Here is a 17,068-nt window from a genome sequence, read left to right on the forward strand (position 1 = left end):
TGCTAAGGAAGCAGGCCCGGCGAGGGAGGTTTCCCTCCATGCGTCCAGTCTATGAGCTCATCAAAGGCCCTGCCGATTTGTTCCGGCGTCATCAGGCAATGGCCTTTGCGATGGACGTATTGCTGCACATAGTTCTGGCCGTATCCTGCCCGATCGATGGCCTGGTGGTAAGCGGTAAGCTGGCTTACCGGCACATTCGCGTCATAACCGGTATGCAGCGCAATCACCGGCTTGGTTACTTTTCCTGAGGGCTCGTAGTACTTGAGCAGATATTGCCTCGCTGCGGCATCGGCGGTGTATCGCCGCACCCCATCGTTAAGGGCATAGTCAGTGTCGATGTTTTCCGAAGTTCCTCCATAGACCGTGTTTCGGTTGTCGACCGGAAGACCTCCCGATTTGCGTTCCAGGTCTCCAAGAAAGACCGTATAGAAGATCATCATCCGCACCACCTCGGAATTGGTGGGCAGGGTGGTGATATTCCTCATGGCAGATGCGGCGCCAGGATCGCTATCAAGCGCTTTTTGAAGCGTGGAACCCAGCTCTGGAGTCCCGGCAAAGTCGGTCGGGATGTTGTCCAAGGGTGGAAGGAGGCCAGGAAAGTAGTAGTCGAATGCTGCGCGCTGTGCAAGCCGCCTGCCGGCGTGGACGATGCTTGAGCCGACTGCCCCACAGAGATTGAGAGCCCCCATATACGGAGCCGGATTACGTTCCATGGTCTCCATCGTCAGGGCGCCGCCCATGCTGGCTCCAGTGACATAGCGCTCCGAGGGAGTACCGTACGTACGCTCAAAATATTCGCGGAGTTTCTCGGTATCGCTAAAACCGCTATTGAGCGCCCACCCTGTCTCAGAATAGGCACTCTGAATCACCGCATACCCACGGTGCAGGAACTGGCTCATAGTAGGCCGCGGCGGATCGTTCGGATTGAATTGCATCCGACCTACGGAGTAGCCATGGTGCATGACTACCAGCTTGTGATTCCACTTCTCCGGAAGGTCAATGCGATAGGGCGCGCCTCCGAGCTCACCAACCTCAACAGTATCGCCAGCCTGCTTAACCACCGTGCGTGCTGTCGTGGCACTCTGCTCAGGCCAGAGTGCAGTGCTGGAACAGAACACAAAGAAGAGAAACGCACACCTGTTGCAATGACGGGCATAAAGCCTCATGGAAAACCTTTCGGGGCTGTTTTCTTTCATCTCCATAGATCCGATTCCAAGGAAGAGTAACCGATGGAAGACCCAGCTGGACAGCAGCTCCACTAAAACTCGAGCCGCCCTCCCAGTTGCAGGAAACGTGGATTGAACGAAGTAGAACTCTTCCCGAAGAACGAGTTGTTGGTAACATTCCCGATCGGGCCGAGGTTGGCGCGATTCAGCAGGTTTGATGCTTCACCTCGCAGCGTAAAGGTCGCTTTCTCTCCGCGAATCCAGGGAATGGCGAAGCCTTTGGCCAGGTTTGCATTCGCCGTAAAGTAGCCTGTGTTCCGGAAGATATTCGCTCCCTGGTTTCCCATGCCGGGTGTCTTGGTGTAGTTCGCGGGAGCACTGAAGTCGGAAAGAACAAAGGCCCCATTCCGGGCCTCTTCCCGGCTGAAGGCGCCACGACGGCTCCCGTTGTACGAAGGAATACCGAAGTTATTGCCGTCGGCCATATATCCGCCACCGAGTGGATTTGAGGCAGAGGGCGCTGTGTAGGCCGTTGTATTGACTACGGTGAACGGCGTCCCCGACTCGGCGGTAACGATAGTGCCCAGGCGCCAGCCCGACGCGGCCAGGTTGAGAAGACGATTTTCTCCGAATTTCGGGACCGTATACCCACCTGACAGCGAGAACACATGGGTACGATCGAACGCAGTGTTGCCATAGTACTGCTTGGGAGCAATCACATTGGCCATCAACTGTGTTGTCGATGTGTTCGATTGCCCGGCGTTTGGCGCATCCTGCAGCGCATGACTCCAGGTATAGGAAGATTTCCAGAACAACCCCTTATGGCTTTGTCGGATGGCAAAGATCACACCATTGTAGTTGCTCGTGAGGCCATTGCGATAGAACGTAATCTGTCCCCAATCCTGCGTGCGACGTTTCTGAAATCCGTTCACGATCAGGTCACCAGGAAGCAGGTTGTAGTCGCCGCCGTAATACAGGTCATAACCTCGGCTTCCCACGTAGGTGAGAGAGAAGACAGCCCGCCCCGCAGTCTCCTGCTCGATACCAAGCGAGTAAACCATCACCTTCTGCGACTTCAGGTCACGGTCGTATCCATTCAAGCCCGAGGCGAACTTGGTCGTGCAAGAAGGGTCGTAACAAACATTTCCTTTCGAATCGGTGCCATAGGTCACGACCGGCGGCAAATGGATACCGTACGGAGCAACGGGAGTTTGAAAATCTCCATAAGAGATCGGTTTGAGAAATGCCTGGTATTGCGGAGCGCTGGATGTCGACACGGATAAGGAGATCCGGTTGGGCGGATTCGTTGGAAGATTCACCGAGACTTCTCCGGGCTGCACGGAGTCAAGATAAAGACCGACCCCGCCACGCACCAGCAGCTTGCCATTGGATGCGGGCGTCCACGCAAAACCTCCACGAGGCTGGATATTTCCTTTTCTACGGCTGACAAATGCATTGTCTGCGCGGCGGGTACTCGCGTTCAGAACGTTGCTCAGCAGATCGGTGCCGGAGCCGGTAAAGATTGGATAGAAATCCAGTGCGTCGTTGGCAGTTTTTGAAGGGTTGCCGAAGTCGTCATAACGAACGCCAACATTAAGCGTAAGACGGGGACGGATCTTCCATTGATCTTCCACGAAGATGCCGTTCCAACTAACCTGCGATCCGTAGATCTGCGGCTGATATTTGCCGTCACCGCCGATCGAGAAGTAAGACGCATTCGTCGCCTGATCCTGCAGGAAGGTCAATTCGTTCGTGAATTGGGTGCTGAATGGACGAGCATAGCGATCCTGCCGCGAGTAGGAATCGCCGTGAAAATACTGGTATCCGAATCGCAGGCTATGGGCGCCAAGATTCCAGCTCACCGTATCGCGAACATTCAGCGGATGCTCGCGCGTGCTGGTGCCGTTTTGCGTCGTCTGAATGTTCGATCCGGTATTAATGCGAGGGGTTGGTGGAACTGATTGCGAGATCGGATTCGCTGCTTCAATCGCCTGCCAGGTACGGGCAGCGCCGAAATGGGCCTCATTCACCAGACGCGATGAAAAAGCGCGAACGTAGTTGATCGACCAATACCAGGTCACGCTGGGCGATGCGGAATCGAAGAATGCGCGGTCCGAAAGAAATCCGGAGGTCTGGTTGAGGTGGATATATTGCCCGTAGATGCGATCTTTCCCCCCACGGAAAAGCTGATCCAGACGAATGTTCCACTGTGTGCCGTTATATGGGTTGGTCTGCGCCGACTGTCCGACATAACGCACTGGAGTACTGCACGGGAGATTATTGGTCGCAGGTGTTTCACAGCCTGATGTTGCGGTGTGCGGAAATGCGGCGGAAGCCAGAACGGGAACACCGTTGTAAACCCTCGTTGGGGGCGCCATGGCGAGAGCCTTTGGCCCCATCGCTGTTGGGTAGGCCGTTTGCGCCCACTTCACCAGCTCCGGAGCCAGCCAGGTGTCGAGACCACCACCAGCGCCCGCCGAGCGAAGCAGTTGCACGGAACCAAAGAAAAAGGTTCGATCCTTCCATAGGGGCCCGCCAAGCGCGGCGACAAAGTTCTGCCGATGGAAGTTGAAATTCGAAGGAGAAAAGACCTTCGACGCGCTCAGGAAGCGTCCTGTGTAGGTGAAGTCCAGGCTGCCATGAAATCTGTTCGCGCCCGACTTCGTCGTGAACGCAGTCTGGAGGGAAGAGCTCTGTCCGTTTTCAACCGAATAAGTCTGCGTCTGTAGACTGACCTGATCGATCATATCCGGATTAGGCAGAATGGTTATGTTGCCCCGTGTCGTGGTGCTCATCACTGGCAGGTCGTCGATGAGGTAGAGATTGGATGCGCCGGGCAGACCATTTGCGGTGATGGGGGAGGAAATAGAAGAATTCGACCCTGGCTGAAAGGTGCCGCTCCCAAATATGGACGAGCCGTAACCAATCCCGTTGCTTGGATCGACAAAGCCACCCACCCCTGGTGCAAGTTGAACCAGCATCGTGGTGTCACGATTTGGAAGCGGCAAAAGACCGATATTCTCACTGGTCAAAGTGGCCTGTACCCGGGTCTCATCGGGATTGATGCCTTCGGAGCTGGTAGCGACATCCACCAGTGTGTCGGTCGCTCCGATCCGGAGCTCTACATTGACACCACGCACTTCATTGGCTCCGACCTGGACATCGATCTGGCTCGTGGAAAAACCTGGAGCGCTGATCCGGAGTTGATACGAACCAGGAGCAATGGATGGGAAAAAGAAGCTTCCGGACGAAGAGCTCGCCGTTTGGAGGTCGCCTCCCGTGGCCAGGTTATGAAGCACGACAGAGGCAGCGGGAACAACCGCGCCGGTCTGATCCGAGACCGTACCCTGAACCGTCCCGCTGAATTGAGCTATTGCGATGCTGCTCCATAGCAGTGCAAACAGACTAATGACCCGAAGATACCTGCTTCTCATCTTTCCCCCAGAGGCTGCCGGCAGGCTGGATGCCATCATGCCCGATCCGGCGCAACGCGAATCCTCGGGGTCAGGTTTCTGCTCCGTCAAGAGACTTAACGTAAGTGAACCTTCGTTTACGTTAATCCCGTTTTAGACTCAGCGACATACCGCCATCTCCTGAACTCTGAACACCAGCCGAATCGCAGAAAGATGATTCCGAATGGCAACAGCATAGAGAACGCATTCCGGCCTCATGCACCGCAGCGGAAAGTGACCGATTTACGTAAAGACGTGTTCTTAGACAGTTAAGTCACTTGAGCCTCGTCGGCGTGCGGCACGACGATTCACCGGTTCCCAGACCAGTGGCTCACGCGTTCTGAAAACAGTTCACATGGCCGGGATAAGGCGTTGCGGCAAGCGTGCCACAGCGATATGGCGTCTTGAGATACCCGTAGTGACTACGGGCAAGATGCATGCAAACGATCGTCGACTAACAGGCGGATGGAGGAAACATGTTGGTAGCTATCACTCGTAAAGCTGTATCGGCAAGCACCACACCGCGATGGGTGCGGCTTGTTCTAGGTGCTTTTCTTCTTGCAAGTGCCCATGGGGCAATCGCCCAGGGCACATATGCCGGCAAGATCGGGGTGGAAGTCTCGGAGAGGCCAACTGGCTTCCGCGATGCCTTCGTCCACCAGGGGCGGCTTTTTCTTACGACAGATGGCTCCGCGAAGGCCCCTTACGACGCCAACGGCTGGCCAACGACGGATGGACTTGCGGTAATCTTCGATCAGCGACCCTACCTGGCGTGGAATCCGCCGATGGATGATCCGGATGCCGTACAGCCGGATTGCAGTGGAAGGTACCTGATGTCCTTCTATGGACAGGCAACGCTGTCTCCGGGACCGGACTCCCCCTATCTTACGATCTCGAACCAGACCTACGACCCGGTCAACAACTTTTCCATCGCCTACGTGACACTACCGCCAGGACAACCATCCCTGATGGAACTCCTTTTTACCAACACTCAGCGAACGCAGACATCGGGATTAAATACCGGCATCCGCTATCTGAAAGTATTTCGTCCAGGGCTGTATCCAAACGGCACTCTAAGCCATTTCGATCCTGCCTACATCAACGCCCTGGCCCCGTTTGCCTATCTGCGTTTCATGAACTGGACCGGGACAAATTATTCGGCCGGATATTACGGCGACCCCGGACATCACCTCATTAACTGGGCGGACCGCAGCCTTCCTTCCGACGCGTATCAGGGGATGGGAACCGCTGTGCGTGCCGGCGCGACAGGGGTCTCATGGGAGTATGTGATCCTGCTGGCAAACGAAGCGAATAAAGATATCTGGATCAACATACCGGTCAGCGCCACAGGCTCAAGCCCGACCGACACGACCAGTTACATCTACAAACTTGCGCAGTTGCTGAAGAATGGGGACTCTTTTACGGGCAATCACGGGCTCAATCCGGGGCTGCATATTTATATCGAGCATAGCAACGAGGTCTGGAACCCAGGCTTCTCTCAATACACCTGGAACCGGCTCGCTGCCGTTGATGAAGTCGGCCAAGGTGGATCTCCGCTGAACAACGATGGGGATACCGTTCAGCTCGACTGGGCCTATCGGCGTCATGCCAAGCGGTTGTACGAGATCGCGAAGATCTTTGAAGCGGTCTTTGGAGCCGGATCGCTGAATACCACCATCCGTCCCGTCTATGCCTGGTGGAACCTTCAGGAGGGCCCGAACTCTACGGGCGCAAAAACACTGGCGTGGATGAACACGACCTATGGACCGCCCAGCAACTACTTCTACGCCATGGCGCAGGGATCGTACTTCAGCGATACCTCGCCATCGACGACGGCGACCATTCCCGACGTGCTCGCCAACATGCTTGCATCCTCGAATGCATCGGTGACCAAGACACAGCAAAATAAAGCCACGGCAAATCTCTACGGCCTGAAGCTTTTCGCTTACGAAGGAGGACCCGATAACCGAACCACTTCGAATATCGGGATACAAATTGAAGCGAATCGAGATGCCGGAATGGGGCCGCTTGTGGAGCACCATATCGTCGATAACTGGTTTGGACAGGGCGGAGATATGTTCGGCTACTTCAGCCTTGCCGGCTACTACAGTAGAAATGGAGACTGGGGCGCCACCGAGGATTATCGGATTCTTTCAACACCCAAGTACCAGGCAATCATGAATGTACTAAGTCAATAAGTTCGCAGAAACGGGGTGCTCGCTGTGTCTTCTCCCGTGTCGACATAGCGAGCACATCCATCTATGAGATTCTTTCTCGCAAATCTTCCTTATAAGTTCTAGTGCCGTGCGCGTAGCGCGCCGTCAAGGGCCTTGCTGTCACACGAAGCTGGAGCATCGACCGGATTGCACCGAGCAACCAGGCCACCGGGGAAGCCAACAAAGAATCCCGTCCAGCTTGCCGGCTCTGATGGCGGATAGTCCGTGCTGACCAGTTGCGCCCCGCTGGCGAGAACCTCATCGCGCCGCGTGGTGTCGTTGGTGCGCGCCGCGGTTGTGCCATCGTCAGTGCGTGCACGAACGAGATAGCCCTGCTTCACTAAAGCATCGATCTCTTCCTTCGATCCGCTGTTCATTTCGGTAAAGGCCGCGTCATCACGGCCCGGTACGGCATTGGTAAACATGACCCGGCCCTTCAGCGCAGGATGTCCGGCAACGTAGGTCTCTTCCTTGGGGCGTTGATCGATCAGGAAGACGACCTTGCCGCGTGCCTTATCAAGCGTCGGCCAGTTCCCTGCCTTCACCGCCTCAGGCAGCGTCGCATACTCGCCGCGCACCATATCGGGCGTAATCATCTCGTCCTCAGAGAAGACACTGCGGATCTCTGCGTCCACAGCGTCAAACGTCTCCGTTGTAAACGGCAAGGCGACCTCTGCGTTCGGCAGGCCGCGCACTGCGCCTTCCTTGGTCTCAATCAAAAGAAAAACCGGCAGTGCTTTGGGATGGGCTTTGCTCCAGCCTTTGACCTGCTGCAGGCACTTCACGAAGGTGTGGCACTGACTACGCTCATCCAGGTCCTGAACGTGCATGACCTTAAACCCTGGCTTGTTCATCTCGTGATCCGGGTCAAAGTCGGGGTCAGCAGGCAGTCCCGCGGCCTTGACCCATTCCACAACCTTCGGATGGGCATACTTGCCGCCCTTGGGGTCGGCGAAGATATCGATCTCCAACTGGCGGACGCCGCCATCCAATTGATCGGCCAAAGGAGCATGACGGTAGTCCAGGCTGCGGAAGGAATCGGGGTTCCGCTGCTCCAGCCACTTCGCCTCACTGGGAGCAAAGCCCTTGTGATAGCTGTTGTGTGAACCGATCACCTGGATCTGGTTCATGTGAATCTGTTTGTCCTGATTTCCCAGGGCGTGCTGCGCTAAGGCAGCCGGTGCAGCCGCAACGGCGAACAGAGTTACGAGAAAAGACCGCATGAATCCCTTGTAAAGCGACCGTGTTGCCGCACGATGAATCGGCTCATTTGCAGCAGATATCGAAGTCTCCAGCGAAGGCGTTCGCTGGGGTGATGAACAGAGTATATGCAAGCCAGGTTTGAGCTTCCCGGAAGGACGCCGGAATCTTCAGGCAGTCCCGGCGAAAAGATCGTCGAGAGCGCAGGACACAGGACGGCCAGTCATTTAGAATCTGTATATAGCGTCTCCTGTGCGAAAGTGGCGAAATTGGCAGACGCACCAGACTTAGGATCTGGCGGGGCAACCCGTGGGGGTTCAAGTCCCCCCTTTCGCACCAATTTTCTCCACTCCTGAAAGGCATCATGAGCCAGCCGAACAAACCCGCGGAAAACAGCACCACGCTTCACCTGGAAAAGACCGAAGACTACCGTGACAGCTACGCCAACAGCGTGCAGGTGCGGATGTCGGTTTGGGACTTTCAGCTGATCTTCGGCACCATGCATCCGCAGGCCGCCGATGAGGTGACGGTGCGTAATTTCCAGGGCGTATACCTTAGCCCGCAGCAGGCCAAAGCCCTATTGGGCGTGCTGGGCGAGAATGTGCAGCAGTATGAGCGAGCCTTTGGACAGATCGCTCTGGAGCCGAACTTCAATCCTCCGGGACCTGTTCACTAAGTGCTGCCAAATCGCAACGCTGAGCTGCCGCTCTGGGTGATCTATCCGTTGCTCTTCGCGGGGATTTACCTGTCGCACATCACGCTGTTGCGCCTTCCCTACTTCTGGGACGAAGCCGGATACTACATTCCCGCCGCGCTGGACTTCTTTCGTACCGGCACGCTGATTCCCTTCACCACCGTGACCAATGCACATCCTCCCCTGCCGTCGATTCTGATGGCCGGCTGGTGGCACATTGCCCGCTTCGTTCCGTCGGCAACGCGCACGTTGGTGGTCATGGTCAGCGCCGCTGCGTTGCTGGGCGTCTTTCGGGCAGCACGCCTGCTGGCAGGAACCGCAGTTGCAGCCACAACCGTGCTCCTGACTGCCGCCTACTCCATCTGGTTTGCGCAAAGCACGCTGGCGCACGCCGATATCTTTGCCACGGCCTTTACCCTGTGGGGTCTCTCGTTTTACTTCGAAAGCCTCGTCCGGATGAGTCCCACCCGGAATGCCATCTGGGCAGCAACTCTATTTGGCTTAGCGGCTCTCGCGAAAGAGACGGCCATTGTGACGCCTGTAGCTCTGGCCTGTTGGGAGCTGGTGACCGGCAATCGCGCTCGTAAGATGCGGTGGGCCTGGGTGCTGGCGCTTGCGTTTCCTGTACTCCCGCTCATTACCTGGTACCTCTACCATCAGCACAAGACCGGCTACATGTTCGGCAACCCGGAGTTTGTGCGCTACAACGCGACGGCAACGCTCGACGCCAGGCGAATCGCGCTCTCGTTCTATCACCGCATCTTGCACCTGGTAGTGCATATGAACATGTGGGTAGCAACGGTGCTGACAACCGGAGCCTTGCTGCTGACGCCCTATGCCCCGGAGCGCACCCGGCGTATTGCAAAGCCGGTCTTGGCGGCGATCACCATTGTCCTCCTGGCGAATCTGCTTGAGTTCTCGGTCCTTGGCGGAGCGCTGCTGACCCGCTACCTCCTGCCCTGCTTTCCCCTGCTGCTGCTTGTGTATGTCAGTCTCTGGCGGCATCACTTTCGGCAGTGGTGGTTGCTGGCAGGCATCAGCTTCGCGGGATTTGCTGCAGCCATTACCATCAATCCACCATACGCCTTCGCTCCCGAAGACAACCTGACCTACCGCGACTTCGTGATGCTGCATCAACAGGCCATCAACGTCATTACGCAGCGTTATCCCCAGGCGACGGTCCTTACAGCATGGCCTGCATGGACGGAGCTGATGCATCCGGATCTGGGTTATGTAAAGCAGCCGGTCAAAGTCGTACCGATCCAGAATTTCTCGAGTGAAGAAGTACAGGCTGCGGCGCGGCATCCTGAGAAATACGACACAGCCTTGATCTTCAGCACCAAATACGAGCCCGCGACAGGCAAGCTGAATTTCGGGCGGCCGCTCGAAGGTCAGGCGACCCGCTACTTCGACTTCCATCGCGACCTTCTGCCTGCGGAAGCCGCCGCCGTGCTGCACGGCGTAGTCGTGTGGCAGGCGCAGAAGAATGGTGAGTGGGCGGCGGTGATCCGTTTCCCCAGAGCCGTGGACGCTGCCATCGAGGCTCCAGAGACGTCCAAACACCTATAATCAGGCCGGTGATGATGTTTTCGAAACGTCGCATTCTAGAGCATTTTTCCTGTTGCTGGGTATCCCGGAAACAGCGTGCGATGGCGTTTTCATTGAGGAAAACGGCCATAAATTCAAAAGCCCTGCACTACACCTACAGAAAAATTGCTCTATTGGGTCTTCTCTCGGTTGCAGGCGCCGTGACGGCACCGGCTGCACCCATCTCCCATGGCCACGTCGTGCTGGTGTTGCCGTTCGACAACCGCTCAGGGCAGACGGGTTTGAACTGGATCGGCGATTCCTTTCCCGAGATGCTGAACCAGCGTCTCTCGTCTTCCGGTTTTCTGACCATCAGCCGCGATGACCGGATGTATGCGCTCGATCATCTCGGTTATCCCCTGGATCTGAAGCCAAGCCGCGCCACGGCATTGCGGATTGCACAGACCCTGGACGCCGATCTCATCGTCATCGGCAGCTTCACCATGCAGGGTGACCGGCTGGCAGCGCAGGCGCAGGTGCTGGACGTCAACAAGCTCTCGATGTCCAAACCGCTTGAAGAATCGGTCGACAAAAACCGCTTCTTCGATCTTGAGAACGCGGTCGCCTGGAAGATTGTGAAGGATGTAGATCCGTCCTTTCCTGTGGCTGAACAGACGTTTCTGGCACAAAGCGCCAATGACAAGCTGGAAGCTTTTGAGAGCTACGTTCGGGGCGTCTCGGCGCAGACTCCCTCAGAACGCTTGAAGCGCCTGAAGACCGCCGTCTCGATCTCTCCCGATTATGCAGCCGCAATCCTGGCGCTGGGCAAGGCGCAGTACGCGCAAGGACAGTTTGAAGAGGCTGCGGCTACGCTGACCAAGCTGCCGCAGAGCAACCGCCTGGCACTGGAGGCGAACTTTTACCTCGGCTTGGCCAACTTCAACTCCGGCCAATATGCCGCAGCGGAGAATGCGTTCGGTTTTGTTGCAAGCCGCCTGCCTCTTCCCGAGGTCGTGAACAACCAGGGAGTTGCGGCCAGCCGCCAGGGGAAAGATGCCGGCGCTCTGTTCCAGCGCGCCTCCACTGCCGATCCGAAGGAGGCCGACTATCACTACAACACCGCGACCGCGCTCTTTCAGCGCCGCGATTTTCCCGGAGCCAAGGCCGAGTTGCAGAAGACCCTCAGCCTGAAACCGGCTGATGCCGAAGCTCCGTTGCTGTTGCAGAAGATCGATGATCCGTCTGTTGATTTCGAGGCGCTGCCACGTATCCGCCGGACCTACTCCGAGTCCGGATTCCGTCAGGCGGCCTTCGAACTCGAACAGATGCGGGCCATGCAGTCGGCCACTCTGCCTCCGGCAAAACAGTCTGAGGCGCTTGTGCAGCAGGGCCAGGACTATCTGCAACAGGGACTGGTGCTGGAGGCCGAGCGTGAGTTTCAGGCGGCGCTGCAGATGGACGCAACCTCGGCTGCCGCGCACATTGGCCTGGCACAGGTACGCGAACGCAGCGGCAACACCGCCGAAGCCCGCAGCGAGGCCGAAGCCTCTCTCAAGCTCAAGCCCAACGCTGCAGCCTATCTGGTGCTTGCAAGAATCGAACTAGGCGCCGGACAACTTCCCCAGGCGGCGAACGACGTAAGTAATGCCATGCGTATTGAACCGAGTAACGCCGCAGCCATCGCACTGAAACAGACCATCATCAGCCGGGGACAGCCGGTGCAGTAATGTTGATTGCGCTTGCTTCTCATCCGACGGTCCTCTTCTCTGCGATCTTTACCGGGGTGCTGCTGATCTATACCGAGGCCAACCGGCCGGGCAGCATCGTTCCCGGCTGCATCGGGCTTCTGCTGGTGTTGGCTCCTCTGCCTGCCCTGCTCACTCCGCCCGTACGTCTCGCTTCGGCCGGACTTCTCTCAGCAGGCTTCCTTCTCTGTGTCCTGCAGGCGTGGATTCCTATCCGCTGGCTGGCTACAGCCGCAGGGGTAGGGGGCATGGCGGCCGGAATCGCACGCTTCTATGACGGATCGGCGCAACCGAATCCGATCGCCGGAGTTCTGCTCAGCGGGATTCTGGGTGTCACCACCAGCTATCTGGCCACAGTTGCACTACGGGCGCGCCGCGCTAAGCGCCTCACGGTACACTAGAAACACCGTTTTTGTAAGGAGTCACCGCTGTTCATGTCGAAGTTCTGCCGCGCGTTTCTGATCGCAGGTCTAGGTCTCGCCTCCGTCGTCTCCACCTCCGCATACGCGCAGACGTCCACCACCAAGCGGTTGGCTAAGCACATTGACCGCATGGACTTCGCCCTTCAGGGCGCGTACGTCAGCCACACCAGCGTCAATGGAACCAACTATCTGAACCAAAAGGTCGATCAGAGCGTGAGTACGACCTTTGGCGCGCTGGTGCAACTTCGCTACACCAAGAGTCCTCTGGTTGGATTTGAGTTCAACTGGAACTACAGCCGCTCGACCCAGACCTACGTACGCTCCAACGCAAACACCCTGACAGTTCAGTCGACACCGAACGAGTTCACTCTCGGCTATGTCTATCATGGGCCGGAGATTGCCGGAATCAAGACCTTCGCTTCGGCAGGCGCCGGCGCGACCGAGTACAAACCAACCCGCTACGGCGGTGTTGGCCTGCAGCCGCAGGCGCGCGCCACCTACTACTATGGATTCGGCGGGGAGATGCCGGTATTTACACCGAACATTGGCGTTCGCGTTCAATTCCGCCAGGCCTTTCATAAAGCGCCTGACTTCGGACAGAACTACCTGACGATCCAGAAGCAGAACATGACGATCGAGCCGGCTTTCGGCTTCTACGTACACTTCTAGGTAACTTTAGGGGGATATCCACCGCGCGATAGTTGGCCTATCATCGCGTTTGTAGGCTATGGCTGACGCCGTAAGCCCGGTGGATATCTTCTCCTGTTATGAGCACCGTGGTCGACGACCTGGATCTGCAACCCGCGCGGAAAGATCGCGAAATTCATCTCAGCACCGGCTCGGTGTTGGGAATCTTTTTTGCTGCTGCTTTAATTTGTGCCCTGTTCTTCGGCTTCGGCTACACCGCCGGCCGCCGCTCGGCGATTGCCGCGCCTGCCGAGCAGACTGAAGCCGGCAGCAACTTCAGTAATTTCAAACCGGCACCTGGAGCGGTTGCCATTCAGCCGGTCCCCGGTTATCTCTCGGCAAAGCAGGCAGCAGACGCCAACGCAAATACCGGCACACAGCAGTATTACGGCGCCGCTAACACCGGTGCACAGACGCAGCCTGTGACAACGGTCGCAAATGCTGACACCACCTCGAAGGCCTCTCAGCCCGTAAAGGCATCGACTCCCATACCAGAGACGGTACCCGCGCCCCCCCCCGCACCGCGTGTTGTTGCTACCGCTGCCCAACCCCAGGTCCCGGCGGTGCAGCCTGTCTTACTGCCAACGACGCAGCCTCAGGGACCGGCCATTGTGCAGGTTGCCGCAGTCTCGCACCAGGAAGATGCTGAGGTATTGCTGAGCGCATTGAAGCGGCGCGGCTATGCGGTCTTTACGACCTCAGCTCCGACCGACCACCTGATCCACGTGCAGCTTGGGCCGTTCTCCAATCGCAAAGACGCGGAGGCAATGCGTCAGCGTTTGCTATCAGATGGCTATAACGCCATCGTCAAATAGCAGCGGCGTCAATAGCCGCAGGCAGCTTGTCATAGATACCGCCGAAGCCGCCGTTGGACAGAATGGCGACGACATCGCCCGGCTGCATCTCCTTCACAATCTTTGCGACGATCGCATCCACATCCGGCAGCAACTCCGCGGGTTTACCCGCAGACTTCAGGCCAGTGACGACACTCTCCGGGTGCAGCCGTTCTTCCACCGGGATGCTCTCGCTCTTGAAGACAGCGGCCAAGACAATGGAGTCGGCCAGAGCCAACGAATCGACCAGCTCCTTCTCAAAGACATTGCGGCGCAGCGTATTCGATCGAGGTTCCAGTACAGCAATCAGACGCCGCGATGGATACTTTGCGTGCAGAGCACGCAGTGTCTCGCGGATCGCAGTCGGATGATGCGCAAAGTCGTCGATGATGGTGACACCACGCGTCTCGGCGATCACCTCCAGCCGCCGCTTTACGGAGCGGAAGCTGCCGAGAGCCTCGACAATGCTGGCAGCATCAATTCCCTGCGTCGCCGCCAGGGCGACAGCGGCAGTTGCGTTGAGAGCATTATGTTCGCCCGCCATCGGCAGGTAGAGCTCGGCAAAGGGTTCACCGCCGCGAAGTAGTGACCAACGTGAACCTTCGTTCTCATCGCGGAGATTGGTCACTTTCCAGTGCGAGCTCTCGGCCAGTCCATAGCGCTCTACGCGGCAGAAGGCGCGGGCAACGCATTCGGTGACATTCGTGCTGCCGTCAAAGGCAACGACGATTCCATTGCGCGGCACCAGATTCACGAAGCGTTTGAATGCAGTCTTAACGCTGGCGAGATCGGCGTAGATATCGGCGTGATCGAACTCGACGTGCGTCAGGATCGCCGCCTGCGGGAAGTAGTGCAGGAACTTGGGTCCCTTATCGAAGAAAGCGGTGTCGTACTCGTCGCCTTCCAGGATGAAGGGCTTGGTGCCACGTACGCGGAAGCTGGTGCCGAAGTTCTCGGCGACGCCACCGATCAGGAAACTGGGAGAAAGCTCGGGTCTGCGGCGCGAGGCCACCTCGAAGATCCAGGCAAGCATGCTGGTGGTCGTAGTCTTGCCATGGGTCCCGGCGACAACAAGCGAGTCGCGGCCACGAAGAAACTCGTCGTGGATCAGCGCTGCCATCGAGATGAACGGCAAACGATGCTCCAGCACATACTCCAGCTCGACATTGCCCCGTGAGATCGCGTTGCCGACGACCACAAGATCAGGAGTGGGCTGCAGATTCTTCTCGGCATACGGCTCGGCGATCGGAATACCGAGCAATGCCAGAAGATCCGACATCGGCGGGTACGCTGCCGCATCTGAGCCCGTTACCTTGTGTCCTTGTGCCTGCAGCATACCGGCTAGCGAAGCCATCGCTGTGCCGCAGATACCGATGAGATGGATGTGTTTGAGTCCCTGCATCTAGACGACAGCACTTTCCAGAAAGTTGAGTTGCGGTTCCCCGGAGCAATCGAGCATGCACGACACACCCAGCGGCAGACTGATATTCGGCTCTGAGACATGACCTGAGCGGAGACCGATCGCCACCGGCCCGGCGAAGTCACGGAGCGAGTGCTGGATGGCATCCTCGAGCAGTTGCATATCTTCCGGAATGACACACTGTTTCATATCTCCGAAGACAATCCCCCGCACTGTATCCAGCCGCCCTGCCCAGCGCAAATGCAGCAGAATACGGTCCCACTGATAAGGCTTGGTGCCGATGTCTTCCAGGAAGAGAATGCTGTTGCCGGTCTCCGCCGCCCAAGGCGTCCCCAGCGATTGCCCAAGGATCGAAATGCAACCACCACGGAGCACTCCGGTTGCTTTTCCGGGACGCAGCACACGTAGACCGTCCGTAGTGCTTAGACTCCACTGCGAGGCGCCTTCGAAGACCGAGCACCAACTCGGCCAATCCACGCCATTGTCGCGGGCAAAATCTGCGGCTACCATCGGGGCGTAGAAGGTATTCAGATTGCAGTACGTCTGGAAGTAAGTATGCAGCGAGGTGTGATCGCTGTAACCAATAAAGACCTTCGGATTGGCTCGAATGAGTTCAGTATCGAGCAGCGGCAGCAGCTCCGCTGTTCCCCAGCCGCCGCGCGCGGCGATGATGCCCTCGATGCTCTTATCCGCAAAGGCTGCATGGAGGTCGCTGACCCGCTCTTCGGCGGTACCGGCGTAGTAGAGCGGGCCGCCGCCAAAGACATGCGGATACAACACCGGCTCATAGCCGAGCTCGCGCAGCACTGCCGCGCCTTTCTCTACCAGAGCACGCTGCGGTGTGCTTGCCGGCGAGACAACCGCCAATCGAGCGCCTTTGCGTAGCGCCTTCGGCTTGGTGCTCACAGAGTAACCTTCCCAATGCAGATAATCTCGGCAGGCCCCGTCAAGCGCATCTCTTCCGCTGGAGCAGGCCAGACCACACGCTGGGTTCCGCCTTCGGCAGTCGCTTCGAGGCTCGTGCTACAGCCGCGCAAAGCAATCGCTGCCGTCGAGGAGGCGCAAGTGCCTGTGCCGGAAGAGGTGGTTGGCCCTACCCCACGTTCATAGATGCGGAAAGCTATGTGGCCCGCCGCCAATACGCGGACAAACTCGACGTTGGTCTGCTTCGGGAAATCAGGATGGAAGCAGATCTTCTCACCCAGAGCCTGCCAGGCAAGTCCATGCGAAGAGAAGTCATCGCTGTCCACAAAGATGACGAAGTGCGGATTACCGACGTTGACATTCGCTCCTTCCACAGCGCCGACGCCTTCGACCTGGACCATCTGCGGATGCACCTGAGGCACTCCCATTCCGGTCTCGATCAGGAAACTCGTGTCTTCGCAGGAGATGGTCGTGCACGCGCGCGGTCCGCCGTGAGTCCCAAGCGTTACCTGCTTCAACCCATCGCTATAGGCCAGCCACGCAGCCACACAACGGGTGCCGTTCCCCGAGAGCTCTGCTTCGGAGCCGTCGGCATTGAAGAGGCGGATGAAATAGCTGCCGTCGTCGCGACGTTCGAGGAACTCAACACCGTCGGCGCCTACGCTCGTGTTGCGGGCGCAGAGCTTACGGGCGATCTCCGCATGCTTGCCGTGAGCCACCGTCTCCTCCACCACGAGGAAGTCATTGCCGCAAGCATGTGCTTTTACAAAAGGAATCATGTT

At 57.7% G+C, this 17,068-nt stretch carries 13 protein-coding genes and 1 tRNA gene; 8 read left to right on the forward strand and 6 right to left on the reverse strand.

Annotation, left to right across the window (positions count from 1 at the left end; genetic code table 11):
* Positions 1 to 2: 2 nt before the first annotated feature.
* A complete protein-coding gene (locus OHL21_RS19075) occupies positions 3 to 1,061 on the reverse strand; it encodes an alpha/beta hydrolase (protein ID WP_263418883.1) in 1,059 nt (352 codons plus the stop codon).
* Between the two features lie 197 nt (positions 1,062 to 1,258).
* The gene (locus OHL21_RS19080; RefSeq protein ID WP_263418884.1) at positions 1,259 to 4,600 is read right to left on the reverse strand and encodes a TonB-dependent receptor; all 3,342 of its coding nucleotides are present in this window, start codon (positions 4,598 to 4,600) and stop codon (positions 1,259 to 1,261) included.
* 494 nt (positions 4,601 to 5,094) lie between these two features.
* Between OHL21_RS19080 and OHL21_RS19085 the strand changes: the two genes are divergently transcribed.
* Positions 5,095 to 6,816 (forward strand): hypothetical protein, encoded by a 1,722-nt coding sequence (locus OHL21_RS19085; RefSeq protein WP_263418885.1) that lies wholly within the window; start codon positions 5,095 to 5,097, stop codon positions 6,814 to 6,816.
* 98 nt (positions 6,817 to 6,914) lie between these two features.
* Here the strand turns inward: OHL21_RS19085 and OHL21_RS19090 are convergent, their stop codons facing one another.
* Entirely contained in the window at positions 6,915 to 8,057 is a 1,143-nt protein-coding gene (locus tag OHL21_RS19090; RefSeq protein ID WP_263418886.1) for a phosphatidylinositol-specific phospholipase C1-like protein, read from the reverse strand.
* Positions 8,058 to 8,288: 231 nt separating this feature from the next.
* On the opposite strand from OHL21_RS19090, the gene OHL21_RS19095 reads away from it, so the two are divergent.
* The 7 genes from OHL21_RS19095 to OHL21_RS19125 all read left to right on the forward strand — a co-directional run bounded on the left by OHL21_RS19095 (position 8,289) and on the right by OHL21_RS19125 (position 13,924).
* Positions 8,289 to 8,373, forward strand: a tRNA-Leu gene (locus OHL21_RS19095).
* Between the two features lie 25 nt (positions 8,374 to 8,398).
* Positions 8,399 to 8,710 carry a DUF3467 domain-containing protein gene (locus OHL21_RS19100; protein WP_263418887.1) on the forward strand — a complete coding sequence of 104 codons (312 nt, stop codon included), beginning with the start codon at positions 8,399 to 8,401 and terminating at the stop codon, positions 8,708 to 8,710.
* Positions 8,711 to 10,297, forward strand: coding sequence for an ArnT family glycosyltransferase (locus OHL21_RS19105; RefSeq protein ID WP_263418888.1), 1,587 nt, complete (start codon positions 8,711 to 8,713; stop codon positions 10,295 to 10,297). It abuts the gene before it with no gap.
* A 152-nt stretch (positions 10,298 to 10,449) separates the two neighbouring features.
* On the forward strand, positions 10,450 to 11,982 hold the full coding sequence (locus OHL21_RS19110) for a tetratricopeptide repeat protein (RefSeq protein ID WP_263418889.1): 1,533 nt from the start codon (positions 10,450 to 10,452) through the stop codon (positions 11,980 to 11,982).
* Positions 11,982 to 12,401 carry a hypothetical protein gene (locus tag OHL21_RS19115; RefSeq protein WP_263418890.1) on the forward strand — a complete coding sequence of 140 codons (420 nt, stop codon included), beginning with the start codon at positions 11,982 to 11,984 and terminating at the stop codon, positions 12,399 to 12,401. The genes OHL21_RS19110 and OHL21_RS19115 overlap by 1 nt, the downstream gene beginning before the upstream one ends.
* A 33-nt stretch (positions 12,402 to 12,434) precedes the next feature.
* A complete protein-coding gene (locus OHL21_RS19120; protein ID WP_263418891.1) occupies positions 12,435 to 13,091 on the forward strand; it encodes a hypothetical protein in 657 nt (218 codons plus the stop codon).
* Positions 13,092 to 13,189: 98 nt separating this feature from the next.
* The gene (locus tag OHL21_RS19125) at positions 13,190 to 13,924 is read left to right on the forward strand and encodes an SPOR domain-containing protein (protein WP_263418892.1); all 735 of its coding nucleotides are present in this window, start codon (positions 13,190 to 13,192) and stop codon (positions 13,922 to 13,924) included.
* Here OHL21_RS19125 and mpl read toward each other — a convergent pair.
* From mpl to dapF, 3 genes are read right to left on the reverse strand one after another with little or no spacing between them, the layout of a single operon-like run.
* A complete protein-coding gene (mpl, locus tag OHL21_RS19130) occupies positions 13,917 to 15,344 on the reverse strand; it encodes a UDP-N-acetylmuramate:L-alanyl-gamma-D-glutamyl-meso-diaminopimelate ligase (protein WP_263418893.1) in 1,428 nt (475 codons plus the stop codon). The genes OHL21_RS19125 and mpl overlap by 8 nt on opposite strands.
* A complete protein-coding gene (locus OHL21_RS19135; RefSeq protein WP_263418894.1) occupies positions 15,345 to 16,268 on the reverse strand; it encodes a S66 peptidase family protein in 924 nt (307 codons plus the stop codon). It lies immediately after the preceding gene.
* Positions 16,265 to 17,065, reverse strand: coding sequence for a diaminopimelate epimerase (gene dapF / locus OHL21_RS19140; RefSeq protein ID WP_263418895.1), 801 nt, complete (start codon positions 17,063 to 17,065; stop codon positions 16,265 to 16,267). The genes OHL21_RS19135 and dapF overlap by 4 nt, the downstream gene beginning before the upstream one ends.
* Positions 17,066 to 17,068 lie beyond the last annotated feature (3 nt).

Origin of the sequence: Terriglobus albidus (assembly GCF_025685425.1) — a bacterium.
Lineage (GTDB): Bacteria > Acidobacteriota > Terriglobia > Terriglobales > Acidobacteriaceae > Terriglobus > Terriglobus albidus.